The sequence below is a fragment of the Streptomyces sp. R818 genome (assembly GCF_056172735.1).
In genome coordinates this window covers 84,830-101,836 of sequence record NZ_JAOCNE010000007.1, presented here as the reverse complement: position 1 = coordinate 101,836, position 17,007 = coordinate 84,830, and the positions used below count along the sequence as shown (strand labels likewise).

Below are 17,007 nucleotides of genomic sequence, written 5' to 3'. Positions count from 1 at the left end.
CTGAGTCCTCTTCTCACGCTGCCGGGGCCGCCCTCGAAGGGTTTCCCCTTGTCTCTCAGCTCTGCTTCCGACCATTCCGCTCTCGCCCCCTACGGCTGGGACAGTCACTGGGCCGCCGAGTTCGCCCCGTACGCCGAGCGGGGGCTCGTGCCCGGGCGGGTGCTGCGTGTCGACCGCGGGCGGTGCGATCTCGTCACTCCCGACGGCACCGTGCACGCCGACACCGAGTACGTCGTCCCCCGCGACCCCATGAAGGTCATCTGCACCGGTGACTGGGCCGCCGTCGACCCGGACGACCGCGACCCCCGGTACGTCCAGGCGTATCTGCCGCGCCGCACCGCCTTCGTGCGGTCCACCTCCTCCAAGCGGTCCGAGGGGCAGATCCTCGCCGCCAACGTCGACCACGCGGTCATCGCGGTGTCCCTCGCCGCGGAGCTCGACCTCGGCCGCATCGAACGGTTCCTCGCGCTCGCCTGGGAGTCCGGGGCGCAGCCGCTCGTCGTACTGACCAAGGCGGACCTCGTCCCCGACCCGGTCACGCTGTCGTACCTCGTCCGCGACGCCGAGACCAGCGCGCCCGGCGTCCAGGTCCTCGCCGTCAGCGCGCACGACGGCGACGGCACCGATGTCCTGCGGGCCGTCATCGCCGGGGGCACGTCCGTGCTGCTCGGGCAGTCCGGCGCCGGGAAGTCCAGCCTGGCCAACGCGCTGCTCGGCGCGGATCTCATGGACGTCCGGGCCGTCCGTGACATCGACGGCAAGGGCCGGCACACCACGACCACCCGCAACCTGTTCGCCCTGCCCGGCGGGGGCGTCCTCATCGACACGCCCGGGCTGCGCGGCGTCGGGCTCTACGACGCGGAGACCGGCGTCGGGCAGGCCTTCGCCGAGATCCAGGCGCTGGCGGAGGACTGCCGGTTCCAGGACTGCGCGCACACGGTCGAACCCGGCTGCGCGGTGCTCGCTGCGCTGGCTGACGGGGTGCTTCATCAGCGGCGGCTCGACAGTTACCGCAAGCTGTTGCGGGAGAACGAGCGGCTTGCCGCGCGGACGGATGCGAGGTTGCGGAGCGAGATCCGGCAGGTGTGGAAGCGGCGTGGGGCGGAGGGGCGGGCGGCGCTCGAGGCGAAGCGGGGGCGTCGGATGTAGGGGTTGCACGCGCGCCCCGTCCGCGTCTGCCATGTCCTGACGCGTCGCCTGGCGCGGGTGCGTCGTGGCTGGTCGCGCAGTTCCCCGCGCCCCTGAGACGCGCACTGCGTGCGCCATCTCAGGGGCGCGTCCGGTGGGGGCGAGTCTGGTGGGGCGCGTCCGGTGGGGCGTGTCTGTTGGGGGCGCGCCCTCACGGGGCGCGCCCTCGGGGGACGCGCGCCTTCGGGGGACGCGCGCCGTCGGGGGACGCGCGCCTTCGGGGAAGGCGCGGCGAAGCCGCAGCCTTCAGGGGCGCGGGGAACTGCGCGAGAAGCCCCACTGGCCCGCGGTCGCAGGACGGCACGCGCCAGGCAGACGCTGCCGCGAGGGGCGCGGGGAACTGCGCGAGAAGCCCCACCGGCCCGCGGTCGCGAGACGGCTCGCGCCAGGCAGACGCTGTGGCGAGGGGCGCGGGGAACTGCGCGACCAACCCCCACCGGCCCGCGGTCGCAGGACGGCGTGTGCCAGGGACCGGCCCCCACCGACCCGCAGTCCTCGCGCAACGCCATGTCCGATTTCCGCCAGCCCGCCGCGAGGCGACCCCCCACACTGGAACCGTGCCGACCGACGAAGACACCCGCTACCAAGCAGTCCGCAGCCGGGACGCCCGGTTCGACGGGGAGTTCTTCTTCGCCGTCGAGACCACGGGCATCTACTGCCGCCCGAGCTGCCCCGCAGTGACCCCGAAGAGGCAGAACGTCCGGTACTACGCCACAGCCGCCGCCGCGCAGAGCGGAGGCTTCCGGGCCTGCCGCAGATGCAGGCCCGACGCCGTACCCGGATCAGCCGAGTGGAACGTACGCGCCGACGTCGTGGGCCGCGCGATGCGGCTCATCGGCGACGGCGTCGTGGACCGCGAGGGCGTCGGCGGCCTCGCGACGCGGCTCGGCTACAGCGCACGCCAGGTGCAGCGCCAGCTCACCGCGGAGGTGGGCGCGGGCCCGGTCGCGCTGGCCCGCGCCCAGCGCGCCCACACCGCACGGGTGCTGCTCCAGACGACCACCCTCCCCGTCACGGAAATCGCCTTCGCGGCCGGGTTCGCCAGCGTCCGGCAGTTCAACGACACGATCCGCGAGGTCTACGCCCGTACCCCGACACAGCTGCGCGGCGACGCGCCCGGCCGCGCCGAGGCCCGCCGCGCCGTCGCCGCCACCGCCGGTGTCCCGCTCCGCCTCGCCCACCGGGGCCCGTACCGGGCCGGACCCGTTTTCGATCAGCTCCGGAGCGAACTGCTCGACGGCGTCGAGGAGTTGACCGGCGAACCCGGACACCGCATGTTCCGGCGCACCCTGCGGCTCCCGTACGGCACCGGCATCGTCTCCGTCGACGAGCCCCTTCACGCGCAGCCCGGCGGCTGGCTGGACGCCCGCATCCACCTCACGGACCTGCGCGACCTGACCACGGCCGTGGGCCGGCTGCGGCGCCTGTTCGACCTGGACTCCGACCCGTACGCGATCGACGAGCGGCTCGGCGCCGACCCCCGGCTCGCCCCGCTGGTCGCGGCCCGCCCGGGCCTGCGTTCGCCCGGCGCCGCCGACCCCGAGGAGCTCGCGGTGCGGATCCTCGTGGGGCGGGACGCGTCCGCGCGGCTCGTCGAACGGTACGGGAAGCGGCTCGACGCCCCCTGCGGCGCCCTGCACCGCCTCTTCCCCGCGCCGGACGCCCTCGCCGGGGAACCCGGCACGCTCGGCGCCCTCGCCCGCGCGCTCGCCGACGGCACCCTCGTCCTCGACCCGGGCGCCGACCGCGACGACGCCGAGGCGGCGCTGCGGTCCCTGCCGGGCATGGACGCCCGTACCGCCGCACTGATCCGGCTGCGCGCACTCGGCGACCCGGACGTGGCCGTGCCCGGCGACGCCGTCGCCGCCGACGACGCATGGCGCCCCTGGCGCTCGTACGCCCGACAGCACCTCACCGCACGTACGACACACACGACAGATACCGCAGCACATACGACAGAGACCGCAGAGACCGCAGAGAGCGCTGAGAGCGCAGAAGGACACTTGTGAACAGGTACTACACCACCCTCACCAGCCCCCTCGGCGACCTCCTGCTCACCGCCGACGGTGACGGCGCCCTCACCTCCCTGTCCGTGCCCGGTCAGAAGGGCGGACGGACCGTCTTGGGCCTCCAGGCCACCCACGCGCACGACCCGGCCCCGTTCGCCGACGTCACGCGCCAGCTGACCGCCTACTTCGCCGGTGACCTCAAGGAGTTCGACGTCCCGCTGCGGCCCGGGGGCACGGAGTTCCGGCGGCGGGTCTGGGACGTGCTGGACGACGTGCCGTACGGCGCCACCACCTCCTACGGCGCGGTCGCCGCCCGCATCGGTGCCTCGGGCGTCGCGGTACGGGCCGTCGGCGGCGCGATCGGCGCCAACCCGCTGCTCATCGTGCGCCCCTGTCACCGGGTGATCGGTGCCAGCGGCGCGCTCACCGGGTACGCGGGCGGCCTGGATCGCAAGATTCAGCTGCTCACGCTGGAGGGCACGTTGCCGGGCACCCCGGACGGCACCTTGCGGGCGACCGCCGCCGCGTACCCCTCCGGCACCGGCACGTCCCATACCGACCAGCCGTCCGGAGTGCCCGGCGCGTCCGGCAGCGTCCCCACGTAGTCGAGGTCGGTGGAGCGGGACAGGCCCGTGCCGATGCCCTTGAGGTACGCCTCCTTGCGGACCCAGGCGCGGGACACGGCCAGGCCGCGTTCCGCCGGGTCGGAGAGCGCCGCCAGCTCCGCCCGCTCGCGGGGGTGCAGGACCGCCGTCAGCTCCTCGGCGGTCGCCGCGGACGTCAGCTCCTCCACATCGGCGCCGACCGGCGTCGCGGCGACCGCCACCAGCGCCAGGTCGCCGCTGTGGGAGAGGGAGAAGTGCACGCCGGGCGCGTCCGCGAGCGCGGGGCGGCCGTGCGGCTCGCCGCAGCCGGGGCAGGGTTCGCGGACGAAGCGCAGGGCGGCGGGGGAGCGGCCCAGGTGCCCGGCGAGGATGCCGCGCAGCGCCAGGTGCGCGTTCACGTACCGCAGCCGGTGCCGGTCGAAGGCGAACGCGGCGGCGCGCCGCAGCTCCGCCGCGTCGAGGATTCCCGCCCCGTCACCGGCCCCCGCGTCCGTCCGCACCAGCCACAGACCGGCGTCCCCGGCGTCCGGCAGCGCCCTCACATGGTCCGGGTTGTCCAGGTTCATCAGTTACGTCACGTCCCCCGCTCAGCGTCGATCGAGGGTAACCCGCGCCGCCGCCCGGGACAGGGCTCAGCCCCAGATCAGAGCCCCCGCCCACGCTCCCACGATCAGCAGGCACGTGAACAGTTCGGCCAGGACGCTGGAGCCGCCCGCGCGCATCGCCGTACGGGTGGAGGCGACGGCGTCCCCGTGGCTGCCGAGCCGGCGCCGTTCGGAGACGTAGATGCCGCCGATGAAGCCCGGGACCGCGCCGATCACCGGCACCACGCAGAAGCCGACCAGCGCGCAGACCCCTGCCCAGACCGCGAGCCCCCGTGTCGCCCCCGCCTGCCGCAGCCTGCGCGGCGGCAACTGCCAGCGCAGCACCTGGGAGGCGAGCAGCGCGATACTGGCGCCGACGAGGACGCCCCAGGCCAGGGCGTTCGGGTCACGCAGCGCCCAGACGGCGACGGCGGCCCACACCAGCCACGAGCCGGGCACCCCCGGCACCAGCACCCCGCACAGACCGAGCGCCAGCACGGCCCCGACCAGCAGGAGTTCCCACGCTCCCATGGGCCAAGGGTCCCGCAGATGCGGTGAACGCGCAGTTCAGGGGTGGACGGACACCGGTCGTCACCGCGACACCCAGCCCCTCTCGTACGCATGCCACCCCAACTGCAACCGCGTCGTCACCCCGGCCAGCTCCATCAACCGCTTCACCCGGCGCTGCACCGTCCGCAGCCCGAGATCGAGCTGCTTGGCCACGCTCACGTCCGTGAGCCCCGCGAGGAGCAGGGAGAGGATCTCCAGGTCGGTGCCGTCGGGGCCGTCCTCCGCCGCCTCCTCGACCCGGCCGCCCGCGCCGAGCCGCAGCGGCAGCGCCTGCCGCCACACCGCCTCGAAGAGGCCGGTCAGGGATTCGAGCAGCCCGCTGGCGTGCACGACGAGCGCGGCCGGTTCCGACGCCCGGGAGGTCAGCGGTACGAGGGCGAGTGTGCCGTCGGCGATCACCAGCTTCGTCGGCACCCGGTCCATGACGCGGACCTGTTCGTCGCGGCCGATCGCCGCCGACAGCTCGGTCAGCCCGGACGGCAGCGAGAGCACCTCGCGCTCGATGACGACGCGGTACGCGACGCCGCGGCTGACGGCCTGCGGTTCCGCCTCGTTCTCCATGCCGGTCACGGCGACGGGGTTGCCGGTGACCAGGGCGCACACCTGCGACACCGCGCCGAGCTGGATCTGCAGGAACCGCTGCGAGACGGCCGCCGCGCCCGTCACCACCTCGACCAGGTCGTGGACGGCCGGTTCGGCGGCCTGCGCCCGGTACTCCTCGGCGAGCAGCGCCGCCGCCAGCTCCGCCTTCTCCAGCTCGTGCCGGCGCTGGGTGAGCAGCGCGCCGAGGGCGACGCCCGGCGGGGCGGCCACCCAGCGGCCGGGGCGCGCCGAGGACTGGGCCGCGAGGCCGTGCCGTTCGAGGAGGCGCAGGGTGACCTCCGCGTCGTACTCCGCGAGCGTCAGGCGCCGGGCGAGGTCCGACACATCGGCCGCGCCCACCGACACCAGGGCGCGGTACGCCGACTCGTGCACCTCGTCCAGACCTATCGCACCCAGCATGCGGCGATGCCCTTCCCACTCGGATCACGGCGAGTCCGCGCCCCACCCCCCGCGGCGGGGAGCGTGGCGGGAACCAGCCACGGCACAAACCCGCCTCGGTCATTTTCCCTGTACCCGCCATCACTCTGCCAAGGTGGCGCCACCGCAGCACCAACACCCGCCGGGAATATGCCCTTTGGGCGGTATTCACCTGCGCTTTTCTTGGCCGACGCGCTCTTCGGGGCCGACGCCATGGCAGGAGCACCGGCACGAGCATGGGGAGAGCGATGCGTCCGACAGCGCGTACGGCCCTGGGGGCGGCCGTGGCCGCCGTGCTGGCCGTCACCGCGACAGCTCCGGCCGGGGCACGGGAGGGGAGCGCCCCGGCCGGCTCCGGCCGACCGCTGACCGGAAGCGCCGCCGCGTCGGCCGCCGGGTCCACCAAGGCCACCACCGCCACGGTGACCCTCGTGACCGGCGACCGCGTCCTGGTCACCACCGACGCCGAGGGCCGCTCCACCGCCACCGCGCTGCCGACAGCGACGGCGGAGGGCAGGGAAGCTGCGGTGCTCCAGACCCGCCAGTCCGGCAAGGACCTGCACGTCTACCCGGACGGCGCGCTGCGGGCCGTCGCCGCGGGCCGCGTCGACGAGCGGCTCTTCAACGTCACCGGGCTGATCCGCCAGGGCTACGACGACGCCCACAGCGCGACCCTGCCGCTCATCGCCACGTACGACTCATCCGTCGACGTCGCCCGCTCCGTGCCCGCCGCCCCGCGCGGCGCCGCCCGCGGCCTCGTCCTCGATCCGATCGACGGCGTCGCCCTCAAGGCGGACAAGAAGAAGGCCGCCGACTTCTGGGCCGACATCACCACGCGCCGCTCGCGCGCGGCCGGGGACCTCGAGAAGGTGTGGCTCGACGCCAGGGCCACGTCGCTGCTCGACCGGTCGACCAGGCAGATCCACGCCGACCGGGCGTGGGCGGCGGGTTACGACGGCAAGGGCACGAAGGTCGCCGTCCTGGACACCGGTGTCGACACCGACCACCCCGATCTGAAGGGCCGCGTCGCCGAGTCGAGGAACTTCACCGACTCCGCCGACGCCGACGACCACCAGGGCCACGGCACGCACACCACGTCCACGGTCGGCGGCACGGGCGCGGCGAGCGGCGGCAAGATGCGCGGCGTCGCCCCCGGCACGACGCTCCTCAACGGCAAGGTCCTCGACGACGGCGGCTCCGGTGCCACGTCCTGGATCATCGCCGGGATGCAGTGGGCCGTCGACGAGGGCGCCGACGTCGTCTCCATGAGCCTCGGCGACCCCGCCGAACTCACCTGCTCCGACCCGATGTCCCAGGCGACGCGGGAACTCGCCCGCTCGGCGAAGGACACCCTCTTCGTGATCGCCGCGGGCAACTCGGGCCCGTCCCTCACCACGGTCTCCGCGCCCGGCTGCGTCCCCGAGGTGCTCACCGTCGGCGCCGTCGACCGCGACGACTCCACCGCGGGCTTCTCCAGCCGCAGCCCGGTGCAGGGCACGCACACGCTCAAGCCCGAGATAGCCGCCCCGGGGGTCGCCATCTCGGCCGCGGCGGCCGGTGGACGGGGCCCGTACGCCTACCGGTCGATGAGCGGTACGTCGATGGCGGCGCCGCACGTCGCGGGCGCCGCCGCCCTCGTCAGGCAGCGCCACCCCGACTGGGACGCCCAGCGGATCAAGAGCGCGCTCGTCTCCTCCGCCGACACCGACATCCCCGGCGACGTCCGCGAGACCGGCGGCGGACGCCTCGACGCGAAGGCCGCGATCGACGCGGCCGTGCTCGGCGCGGGCGCCGTCCAGGGCGGCACCTTCACCTGGCCCCAGGACAAGAGCGACCGCACGACCGTCACGGTCCCGTACACCAACACCACCTCCGAGGCCGTGCGGCTACGGCTCTCCGTGGACGGCGTCACCGGCAACGACGGCTCCGCCGTCCGCTCCGCGGTCGCCAGGCTCGACGCCCGTACGGTCACGGTCCCGGCGGGCTCCACGGCCGGGGTCCCGCTGCGGCTCGACCCGGCCGCCTCCCTCAAGGCGGCCCAGTACGGCGACGTCACCGGGCGCGTCCTCGCCACCGGGCCCGGCGGGGTGCACGTCTCGACGCCGTTCTCGCTCTACGTGGAGCCGGAGACGGTGACGCTGCGGGTCAAGCTGATCGACCGGCACGGCGCCCCGGCGACCGGCGCCTCCACGCTGGACGTCATCGGCACGGACACCGCGACCGGCGAGCGCCGCCCCAACGAGGGCGCCGCCGACCAGACGTACCGCCTCCGCCCCGGCGCGTACTTCCTCTCCTCCTTCCTCACCACGCCCGAGACGACGGGCACGCTCCTCGACTCCCTCACCTACATGGCCCGTCCCCAGCTCGACCTGCGCGAGGACACCACGGTCGTGCTCGACGCCCGCAAGGCGCACCGGCTGAGCGTCACGACGGACAGGGCGACGGAGACGCGCGGCGTCACGCTCGGGTTCGCCCGCGACTGGGGCGGGACGTGGCTGCACGCGGGCACCGCCGCCGGCAGCCGCACGATCCGCGCCTACTACGCCGACGTGGACGGCCGGGCCGATGACGGCACCTTCGAGTTCGACAGCTTCTGGCGGGCGGCGGCGCCGCAGTTCACCGAGTTCGGCGTCGCGGGCGGCCCCGCGCTGCACCCGCTGACCGGCTCCACCGGCTCCGTCAACCTCGACGGCACCGGCAGCGCGCCCGTCGTCGACGCCGGGTCCGGCACGGCCGAGGAACTGGCCGCGGCCGGGGTCGGGGGCAAACTCGCCCTCGTCGAGCTGCCGGAGGGCGGCAGCGTGAGCGCCATCGCGACCGCCGCGGTGCAGGCCGGGGCCAAGGCGGTCGTCATCCACCGTGCGGCGGCCGGGCGCTGGTACCCGTCCGCCGGGTTCGTCGGCGGCCCGCTGCCGGTGATCGGCCTGGAGACGGCGGAGGGCAAGGCCCTCGCGGCCAGGGTCGCGGCGAGCGGCGACACCGGGGTGCGGCTGCGCTGGAAGGCGACGGCGGCGAGCCCGTACATGTACACCCTCGCCTTCCCGGAGACGGGGCGGATCCGCTCCGAGCGCGCGTACCGGGTCCGCGACAAGGACCTGGCCGCGAACGAGGCGACGTACCGCGCGATGGGCACGGCCACCGACTACGTGGACTTCCCCGCCGCCACCCGCCCCTCCGGGCTCACCGCTTCCTTCGGGGACATCGAGACCGTCAAGGCGCCCTCGCGTCGCACCGAGTACTACTCGGCGGGCGACGGCACCGGCTTCGGCCACCAGGTGTCCAGCAGCTTCCCGTGGGGCGAGTACATGATCGACCCCGTCCGGACGTACAAGAAGGGGCAGCACCGCGACGAGCACTGGTACGGCGGCGTCCTCGCCCCCACCGCCCCGCTCGACGCGACCGGCGCGCAGGACCTCGCGGCCGAGCGCCAGGGCAACCTCATCGGGGCCGCGCCCGGCTTCTGGGGCGACGGCGAACACCTCGGCGTGCAAGGGGGCTTCGGCGATGTCGGCAACCTCGAACTGAAGCGGGAGGGGGTGAGCCTCGGCAGCACGGGTGTGCCGTACGGCGTCTTCGAGGTGCCGGCGGACGACGCGGCGTACGAACTCACCCTGCAGACCACGAAGCTCGGCTCGAAGGTCTGGAACCGCTCCCCGCAGACGTCGACGACCTGGTCCTTCCGCTCCCACGAGGACAAGGACGCGTACTCGCAGGGCATTCCGCTGCTCTTCCCGCGGCTGACCCCGGCGGAGGACGGGCGCAAAACGGTCGCCGCGACGGACGGCCAGAAGATTGGCATCACGGCGACGGGGCACGCGGGGTACACCCCCGGCGCGCTGACGCGTGCGGCGCTGTCGTACTCCTACGACGCGGGGGAGACCTGGACGGAGGCGAGGACGGTGCGCGACGGTGACGCCTGGGCGGCGACGCTGGACCACGCGGACGCCTCCGGCCGGCAGGTCACCCTCCGGGTCCGGCTGTCCGACTCCCGGGGCACCTCGGTCTCCCAGACAGTCGTTCGGGCGTACGACGTGCGCTAGTTCGACTGCTCACCTGAACCGGTCCGCCGGGCGTCCTTCCCGTGGGGGGTGGGGCCGCCCGGCGGACCTTTTCCCTGGGTCATTTCCCCATGCCCCGTTTTCGTACGGGCGGTGCGGTGGAAGATGAGGGCATGAGCCAGCAGGGGGAGAGGCCCACCCGTCGCCCGGCCCAGGAGGACGACTGGTGGAGTCAGCTGTACGAGGACGAAGCCGCCGCCGACGACACGGGCCCGACCCCGACGCCGGCTTCCCTGGACGACCACTTCGCCACGACAGGAGCGCTGACGTCTCCACCGGACGCGGTGCCACCACCCCGGACACCGGACGCACCGCCCTGGGCGCCGGACGGGCCGCCCCGGACATCGGACGGGCCGCTCCGGGCACCGGACGGGCCGCCCCGGACATCGGACGGGCCGCCACCGGGTGAGGGCCTGGCCGCGCGCCCGAGCGGGGCGACCGCCCCGGGTCCGTTCCTCCCGGCACCTCCGGGTGAGGGCCCGGCCCCGCGTCCGAGCGGGGCGACCGCCCCGGCCCCGTCCCACCCGGCACCTCCGGGCGAGGCCCCGGCCGCGCGTCCGAGCGGGGCGACCGCCCCGGGTCCGTTCCTCCCGGCACCTCCGGGTGAGAGCCCGGCCCCGCGTCCGAGCGGGGCGACCGCCCCGGGTCCGTTCCTCCCGGCACCTGCCGACGGGCCGGGCGTACCGCCCGCCGCGGCTCCGACGGGCCCCGGGCCCCGCCCGGCGGGACCCGGGCCGGGCGCACCGTCCGGTCCCGGCGCCTCCGGGCTGGAGAGCCCTGGACGCCCAGCGGCATCGGAGGAGCCCGGGCCCTCCGCGCCCCCGCCGCCCGCGTTCAGGCCCCGCGCCTACCCGGCCGAGCCGCCCGGCCCGCCGTCGCCCGGCTCCCAGGAGCCCCGGTCCGCGCCCTCCGAGGCGGTGAGCCCGGCGCCCCGCGTCCCCGCGCAGCTCGACCCGGCGCCACCCCCGTACGCCCCGCCCCCGGCGGAGCCGCCCCGCTCGCTCACCGTCGACCACGTGGGCGACGGCCCGCCCACCTACGACGCCGAGCCCAGCGCGCTGCCCCTCGCCGACCCCGAGGAGCTGGACGACCTCGTGGCCGACACCGTGCTCGACGGGGCGCGGTACGGGAGTTGGGTGCTGCGCAGCGCATCCGTGCGCGGGGATTCCGCCCGGTACCGGGGCGAGCCGCGCCGGGACAGTCTGCTGACGGCCCGGTTCGGCAGCGGGGCGGGCGCGCTCGTGCTCGTCGCCATGGCGACCGGCGCCCGCGCCACCCCGGGAGCGCACCGCGCCGCCGCCGACGCCTGCGAGTGGATCGGCCGGGCCGTCGGGCTCAGCCATGCGCGGCTCGCCGAGGACATCAGGGCGGGCCGGCGCGGGGACCTGAAGTCGGGGCTGCACCGGCTGACCGACCGCAGCCTCGGCAAGCTGCGGGCGGGCGCCGCGGAGCAGGGCCTCGACCCGGAGGAGTACGCGGCCGAGCTGCGCTGCCTCCTCGTGCCCGCCGACCCGGCCTGCCGCACCCGCGTCTTCTTCGGCGTCGGCAGCGGCGGCCTGTTCCGGCTGCGCGACGGCGCGTGGCAGGACCTGGAGCCGGACGTCACGGAGCAGAGCGCCGGCGCCCCGGTCGTCGGGTACGGCTCGCAGCCGCCCGCCGAGACCCCGGAGGGCGACCGGCTCACCATGGACCTGGGCATCACCACCCCGCCCAGCCCCTACGAGCCCGCCCCCGAACCGCCCCGCGACCCCTTCCGCTTCCGCGCCTCCGTAGCCCGACCGGGTGACACCCTCCTGCTCTGCACGGCGGGCCTCGCCGATCCCCTGCGCGGCGAGCCGGACCTCGGCCGCCATCTGGCGCACCGGTGGGCCGGGCACGAACCCCCGGGCCTCGCCCCGTTCCTCGCGGACACCCAGGTCCGCGTCAAGGGCTACGCCGACGACCGCACGGCCGCCGCCGTCTGGGAGGGATAGCGCAGGCGCAACCGCCTCCCCTGTGAATTCATGGAACCGATGGGCAACAGCAACAACAGGAACAACATCACCAACCGCACCAGCCACTCCATCGGTTCCATCGGTTCTTAAGGGGCGCGTAGCCATGGCCAAGCAGAACGTCGCCGAGCAGTTCGTCGACATCCTCGTCCGCGCGGGCGTCCAGCGCATGTACGGCGTCGTCGGTGACAGCCTGAACCCGGTCGTCGACGCCGTGCGCCGCAACAGCGCCATCGACTGGGTCCACGTACGCCACGAGGAGACGGCCGCCTTCGCGGCGGGCGCCGAGGCGCAGATCACCGGCAAGATGACCGCCTGCGCGGGCTCCTGCGGCCCCGGCAACCTGCACCTGATCAACGGCCTCTACGACGCCCACCGCTCCATGGCCCCGGTCCTCGCCCTCGCCTCCCACATCCCCTCCAGCGAGATCGGCCTCGGCTACTTCCAGGAGACCCACCCCGACCGGCTCTTCCAGGAGTGTTCGCACTACTGCGAGATGATCTCCAGCCCGAAGCAGATGCCGCGCGTCCTGCACACGGCCATCCAGAACGCGGTCGGCCAGTCCGGCGTCAGCGTCGTCACGCTGCCCGGTGACATCGCGGGCGAGGAGGCCCCGGACCAGTCCACCGAGACCGCCCTGGTCACGTCCCGGCCGAGCATCCGTCCCGGCGACGCGGAGATCGACCAGCTCGTGAAGATGATCGACGCGGCCGACAAGGTCACCCTGTTCTGCGGCAGCGGCACCGCGGGCGCCCACGCCGAGGTCATGGAGTTCGCCGAGAAGCTCAAGTCACCGGTCGGCCACGCCCTGCGCGGCAAGGAGTGGATCCAGTACGACAACCCGTACGACGTCGGCATGAGCGGGCTGCTCGGCTACGGCGCCGCCTACGAGGCCACCCACGAGTGCGATCTGCTGATCCTGCTCGGCACCGACTTCCCGTACAACGCGTTCCTGCCGCAGAAGGACGTCAAGATCGTCCAGGTCGACGTCCGCCCGGAGCACCTCGGCCGCCGCTCGAAGCTGGACCTCGCGGTCTGGGGCGACGTCCGCGAGACGCTCCGCTGCCTCACCCCGCGCGTGAAGGCGAAGAAGAGCCGCCGCTTCCTCGACAAGATGCTCAAGAAGCACGCCGACGCCCTGGAAGGCGTCGTGAAGGCGTACACGCGCAAGGTCGACAAGCACGTCCCGATCCACCCCGAGTACGTCGCCTCGGTGCTCGACGAGATCGCCGACGACGACGCCGTCTTCACCGTCGACACGGGCATGTGCAACGTCTGGGCCGCCCGCTACATCTCGCCCAACGGGCGCCGCCGCGTCATCGGCTCCTTCTCCCACGGCTCGATGGCCAACGCGCTGCCGATGGCCATCGGCGCCCAGTTCACCGACCGCCGCCGCCAGGTCATCTCCATGTCGGGCGACGGCGGTTTCTCGATGCTGATGGGCGACTTCCTCACCCTCGTCCAGTACGACCTGCCGGTGAAGATCGTCCTGTTCAACAACTCCTCCCTCGGCATGGTCGAGCTGGAGATGCTGGTCGGCGGCCTCCCCTCGTACGGGACCACGAACACCAACCCCGACTTCGCCGCCGTGGCCCGCGCGGCCGGTGCCTACGGCGTCCGCGTCGAGAAGCCCAAGCAGCTCGAAGGCGCCCTCAAGGACGCCTTCCGGCACAAGGGCCCGGCGCTCGTCGACATCGTCACCGACCCGAACGCCCTCTCCATCCCGCCGAAGATCAGCGCCGACATGGTGTCGGGCTTCGCGCTCTCCGCCTCCAAGATCGTCCTCGACGGCGGGGTCGGCCGCATGGTCCAGATGGCCCGCTCGAACCTCCGCAACGTCCCGCGCCCGTAGCCCCTCCCGCTCACACGGGACGCAACCGCAGCGTCAGGATCTGGAACGGGCGCAAGGACAGGGCGAGCCCCGTCGCCGACGTGTCCGCCGGCTTCAGCGCCCGTTCCAGGAGGTCCGTCTCGTCCGCGCCCGCCACGGGGAACGACGCCGTGAGGGTGGCCGCCGCGCGCCCGCCCCGCGACTCGTAGAGCCGCACCACCACGTCCCCGCTGCGGTCCTCGGCCAGTTTCACCGACTCGACCGTCACCGCCGGGTTGTCGACGGTGACGAGCGGCGCCACCGCGCCCGCCTCCGCCACCCGCAGCGGCAGGTTCAGCGCGAGCCCCTCGGCCACCGCGTCGCCCGTCGACGCGCCGGGGAGCAGCGCGTACGTGAACCGGTGCGTGCCGAGGTCGGTCTCCGGGTCGGGGGAGTGCGGCGCGCGCAGCAGGGTGAGGCGGACGGTCGTGCCGAGCCCCGCCTCGTGCGGCGTCCGGGTCACGTCGTGGCCGTACGTCGAGTCGTTGAGGAGCGCGACGCCGTACTCCTCCTCGGCCACCCGCAGCCAGCGGTGCGCGCAGATCTCGTAACGGGCCGCGTCCCAGCCGGTGTTGGCGTGCGTCGGCCGGTGCACATGCCCGAACTGGATCTCCGCCGCGGACCGCTCCGCGTGCACGTCGAGCGGGAACGCCGCCTTCAGCACCTTCTCCGACTCCTGCCAGTCGATGTCGGTGACGACCTCCAGGCGGCGGCTGCCCGCCGCGAGCCGGTACTCCTGCGTGACCCGCGACTTCCCGAAGGCGCGGGTCACACGGACGGAGACCCGCAGCGGCCCGTCCTCGACCAGCTCCACCGACTCCGCGCCGGTGAGGTCGGTGCGGGTGTGCCGGTAGTGCGCGTCCAGGTCCCAGGCGTCGTACTGGGTGGGGTGGTCGGGGTGCAGTTGCAGCAGGTTGCCGCGCGTCCCCGGCGCCAGGACCTCACGGCCGCCGTGCGCCAAGTCCCGTACGGAGCTGAGGAGTCCGTCGCTGTCGATGGTGACGGCCAGATGCTCGTTCGCCAGCACGATGGCGTCGGACTCACGGGTCGCGGCGGCGAGCGCGCCAGGACCGCGCGTGTGCCCGGCGGCCTCGTCGAGGCTCCGGGTGCCGAGCCCGTCGACCTCCACGTGCACCAGTTCCCCGCCGTGCGCGACCACTTCGGCGCGCGCGTACGGGGAGGCGTTCAGCACGGTGGGCGCCCCCTCGCCGCCCGCGCGGCGTACCGCCTCCGTCGTGATCCCGTCCAGCTCCGCGAGGACGCGCGCGTACGTGTCGCGCGCCTCCCGGTGCACCCACGCGATCGACGAGCCCGGCAGGATGTCGTGGAACTGGTGCAGCAGGACCGTCTTCCACAGCCGGTCGAGCGCGTCGTACGGGTACGCGTACGACGGGTCGCGCAGGGCGGCGGCCGTGCACCACAACTCGGCCTCGCGCAGGGCGTGTTCGGAGCGGCGGTTGCCCTGCTTCGTCTTCGCCTGCGTCGTGTACGTCGCCCGGTGCATCTCCAGATACAGCTCGCCGGACCACACGGGCGCCTTCGCCCCGTACTCCGCGTACGCCGCCTCGAAGAACGCCGACGGCTTCTCGATCTCCACGCGCGGCGAGCCCTCCAGGGAGCGCAGGCGCCGCGCCTTCTCCAGCATCTCGCGCGTCGGACCGCCGCCGCCGTCGCCCCAGCCGAACGGGACGAGGGAGCGCGACGCGCCGCCCTTCTCCGCGAAGTTCCGCTCCGCGTGCGCCAGTTCGCTCGCGTGAAACTGGGCGTTGTACGTGTCCACGGGCGGGAAGTGCGTGAAGACGCGCGTGCCGTCGATGCCCTCCCACCAGAACGTGTGGTGCGGCATCTTGTTCGTCTGGTTCCAGCTCAGCTTCTGCGTGAGGAACCAGCGGGCGCCCGCCAGCTTCGCGAGCTGCGGGAAGGCGGCGGTGTAGCCGAAGGAGTCCGGCAGCCAGATCTCCTCCGTCTCCACGCCCAGCTCGTCCCGGAAGAACCGCTTGCCGTGCACGAGCTGCCGGGCGAGCGCCTCGCCGCCCGGCATGTTGGCGTCCGACTCCACCCACATCGAGCCGACCGGTGCCCAATTGCCGTCAGCGACCGCCTTCTTGATGCGCTCCCAGATGTGCGGCTGGTGCTCCTTCACCCACGCGTACTGCTGCGCCTGTGAACAGGCGAAGACCAGCTCCGGGTAGTCCTGCGCGAGCGCCGTGACGTTCGCGAACGTGCGGGACGCCTTGCGGACCGTCTCGCGCAGCGGCCACAGCCACGCCGAGTCGATGTGGGCGTGCCCGGCCGCCGAGATCCGGTGCGCGCTGGCGTGCGCGGGGCGGGACAGGACGCCGGCCAGCTCGGCGCGGGCCGTCGCCGCCGTCCCGGACACGTCGTGCAGGTCCAGTACGTCCAGCATCCGCTCCAGGGCCCGCAGGATGTCGTGGCGCGCGGCCCGCCCGGCGTCCAGCTCGTGCATCAGCTCCGAGAGCACCTCGACGTCGAGCACCAGGTGCCACACGTCCTCGTCGAGTACGGCCAGGTCGGCAGAGCGGAATCGGTAGATGGGGCGATCCCCGGCGGTCAGCACGTCGCCGAGAAGCGTCGGTTCGTAGTCGCGCAGCACCGCCGGGTTGGCCGCCGCCTCCAGGAGCAGACGCACCGGCTCGCCCCCGGCGGCGGGCGCCGCGACCGTCAGGTGCCGGTTGCGCGGATGGATGCCCTTGAGGGGGACGCCCTCGGCGTCGTACAGCAGCCCCTCCGCCTGGAAGCCGGGCCCGTCCCCGGTGAAGCCCGGGTCGACCACCGCCTCCACGCGCCTGCCTGCCCACTCCTCGGGCACCCGCCCCTCGATGCGGAACCAGCTGGTCGACCAGGGCGCGCCCCACGCGGTGCCGCACTCGAAGCCCTCGTACGTCCCTGCCAGCGCCTCGGACACCGGTACCGGCTCGCCCGGCGCGTGCCAGACGCTCAGGGCCAGAGGCGTCCGCTCCGCGTACTGCGCCGGGCGTACGAACTGGCGCATCGCCCGTTCGAGTCGGCCCTCCACGAGGTGTCGGTCGTCGTGCACGGCGGCTCCTTGTCGCTACTCGTCCTGCGGGAGTCCCGTGCTTCCTTCCCCGCG

The 17,007-nt window shown here is 74.2% G+C and carries 9 protein-coding genes and 1 pseudogene; 6 read left to right on the top strand and 4 right to left on the bottom strand.

From position 1 onward, the window contains the following. Positions 1–48: 48 nt before the first annotated feature. The 3 genes and pseudogenes from rsgA to N5I75_RS21945 form a co-directional block, all read left to right on the top strand. Positions 49–1,149: a ribosome small subunit-dependent GTPase A gene (rsgA, locus tag N5I75_RS21955; protein WP_476679709.1), complete on the top strand. Its 1,101-nt coding sequence runs from the start codon at positions 49–51 to the stop codon at positions 1,147–1,149. Positions 1,150–1,745: 596 nt separating this feature from the next. Next, positions 1,746–3,197 carry a DNA-3-methyladenine glycosylase 2 family protein gene (locus N5I75_RS21950; protein WP_476679707.1) on the top strand — a complete coding sequence of 484 codons (1,452 nt, stop codon included), beginning with the start codon at positions 1,746–1,748 and terminating at the stop codon, positions 3,195–3,197. Further along, a pseudogene (locus tag N5I75_RS21945) lies at positions 3,194–3,682 on the top strand (methylated-DNA--[protein]-cysteine S-methyltransferase); the annotation flags it as partial. The gene N5I75_RS21950 and the pseudogene N5I75_RS21945, both read left to right, overlap by 4 nt. Here the strand turns inward: N5I75_RS21945 and N5I75_RS21940 are convergent. From N5I75_RS21940 to N5I75_RS21930, 3 genes are all read right to left on the bottom strand, one after another. Next, positions 3,655–4,368, bottom strand: coding sequence for a 4'-phosphopantetheinyl transferase family protein (locus N5I75_RS21940; protein WP_476679706.1), 714 nt, complete (start codon positions 4,366–4,368; stop codon positions 3,655–3,657). The pseudogene N5I75_RS21945 and the gene N5I75_RS21940 sit on opposite strands and share 28 nt — an antisense overlap. 66 nt (positions 4,369–4,434) lie before the next feature. After that, positions 4,435–4,917 carry a DUF456 domain-containing protein gene (locus tag N5I75_RS21935; protein WP_476679704.1) on the bottom strand — a complete coding sequence of 161 codons (483 nt, stop codon included), beginning with the start codon at positions 4,915–4,917 and terminating at the stop codon, positions 4,435–4,437. Positions 4,918–4,977: 60 nt separating this feature from the next. Beyond that, positions 4,978–5,958 carry a helix-turn-helix transcriptional regulator gene (locus N5I75_RS21930; protein WP_476679702.1) on the bottom strand — a complete coding sequence of 327 codons (981 nt, stop codon included), beginning with the start codon at positions 5,956–5,958 and terminating at the stop codon, positions 4,978–4,980. Between the two features lie 266 nt (positions 5,959–6,224). Between N5I75_RS21930 and N5I75_RS21925 the strand changes: the two genes are divergently transcribed. The 3 genes from N5I75_RS21925 to N5I75_RS21915 all read left to right on the top strand — a co-directional run bounded on the left by N5I75_RS21925 (position 6,225) and on the right by N5I75_RS21915 (position 13,877). Then, on the top strand, positions 6,225–10,016 hold the full coding sequence (locus tag N5I75_RS21925) for a S8 family peptidase (protein ID WP_476679700.1): 3,792 nt from the start codon (positions 6,225–6,227) through the stop codon (positions 10,014–10,016). Positions 10,017–10,147: 131 nt separating this feature from the next. Then, the gene (locus N5I75_RS21920) at positions 10,148–12,007 is read left to right on the top strand and encodes a protein phosphatase 2C domain-containing protein (protein ID WP_476679698.1); all 1,860 of its coding nucleotides are present in this window, start codon (positions 10,148–10,150) and stop codon (positions 12,005–12,007) included. Positions 12,008–12,131: 124 nt separating this feature from the next. Continuing rightward, on the top strand, positions 12,132–13,877 hold the full coding sequence (locus N5I75_RS21915) for a pyruvate dehydrogenase (protein ID WP_476679696.1): 1,746 nt from the start codon (positions 12,132–12,134) through the stop codon (positions 13,875–13,877). Positions 13,878–13,887: 10 nt separating this feature from the next. Here the strand turns inward: N5I75_RS21915 and N5I75_RS21910 are convergent, their stop codons facing one another. Then, on the bottom strand, positions 13,888–16,953 hold the full coding sequence (locus tag N5I75_RS21910; protein WP_476679694.1) for an alpha-mannosidase: 3,066 nt from the start codon (positions 16,951–16,953) through the stop codon (positions 13,888–13,890). Positions 16,954–17,007: the final 54 nt, after the last annotated feature.

Coding starts and splice junctions, on each gene's coding strand:
- N5I75_RS21940 (WP_476679706.1), bottom strand. CDS start 4,368: ATGAACCTGGACAACCCGGACCATGTGAGGGCGCTGCCGGACGCCGGG.
- N5I75_RS21935 (WP_476679704.1), bottom strand. CDS start 4,917: ATGGGAGCGTGGGAACTCCTGCTGGTCGGGGCCGTGCTGGCGCTCGGT.
- N5I75_RS21930 (WP_476679702.1), bottom strand. CDS start 5,958: ATGCTGGGTGCGATAGGTCTGGACGAGGTGCACGAGTCGGCGTACCGC.
- N5I75_RS21925 (WP_476679700.1), top strand. CDS start 6,225: ATGCGTCCGACAGCGCGTACGGCCCTGGGGGCGGCCGTGGCCGCCGTG.
- N5I75_RS21920 (WP_476679698.1), top strand. CDS start 10,148: ATGAGCCAGCAGGGGGAGAGGCCCACCCGTCGCCCGGCCCAGGAGGAC.
- N5I75_RS21915 (WP_476679696.1), top strand. CDS start 12,132: ATGGCCAAGCAGAACGTCGCCGAGCAGTTCGTCGACATCCTCGTCCGC.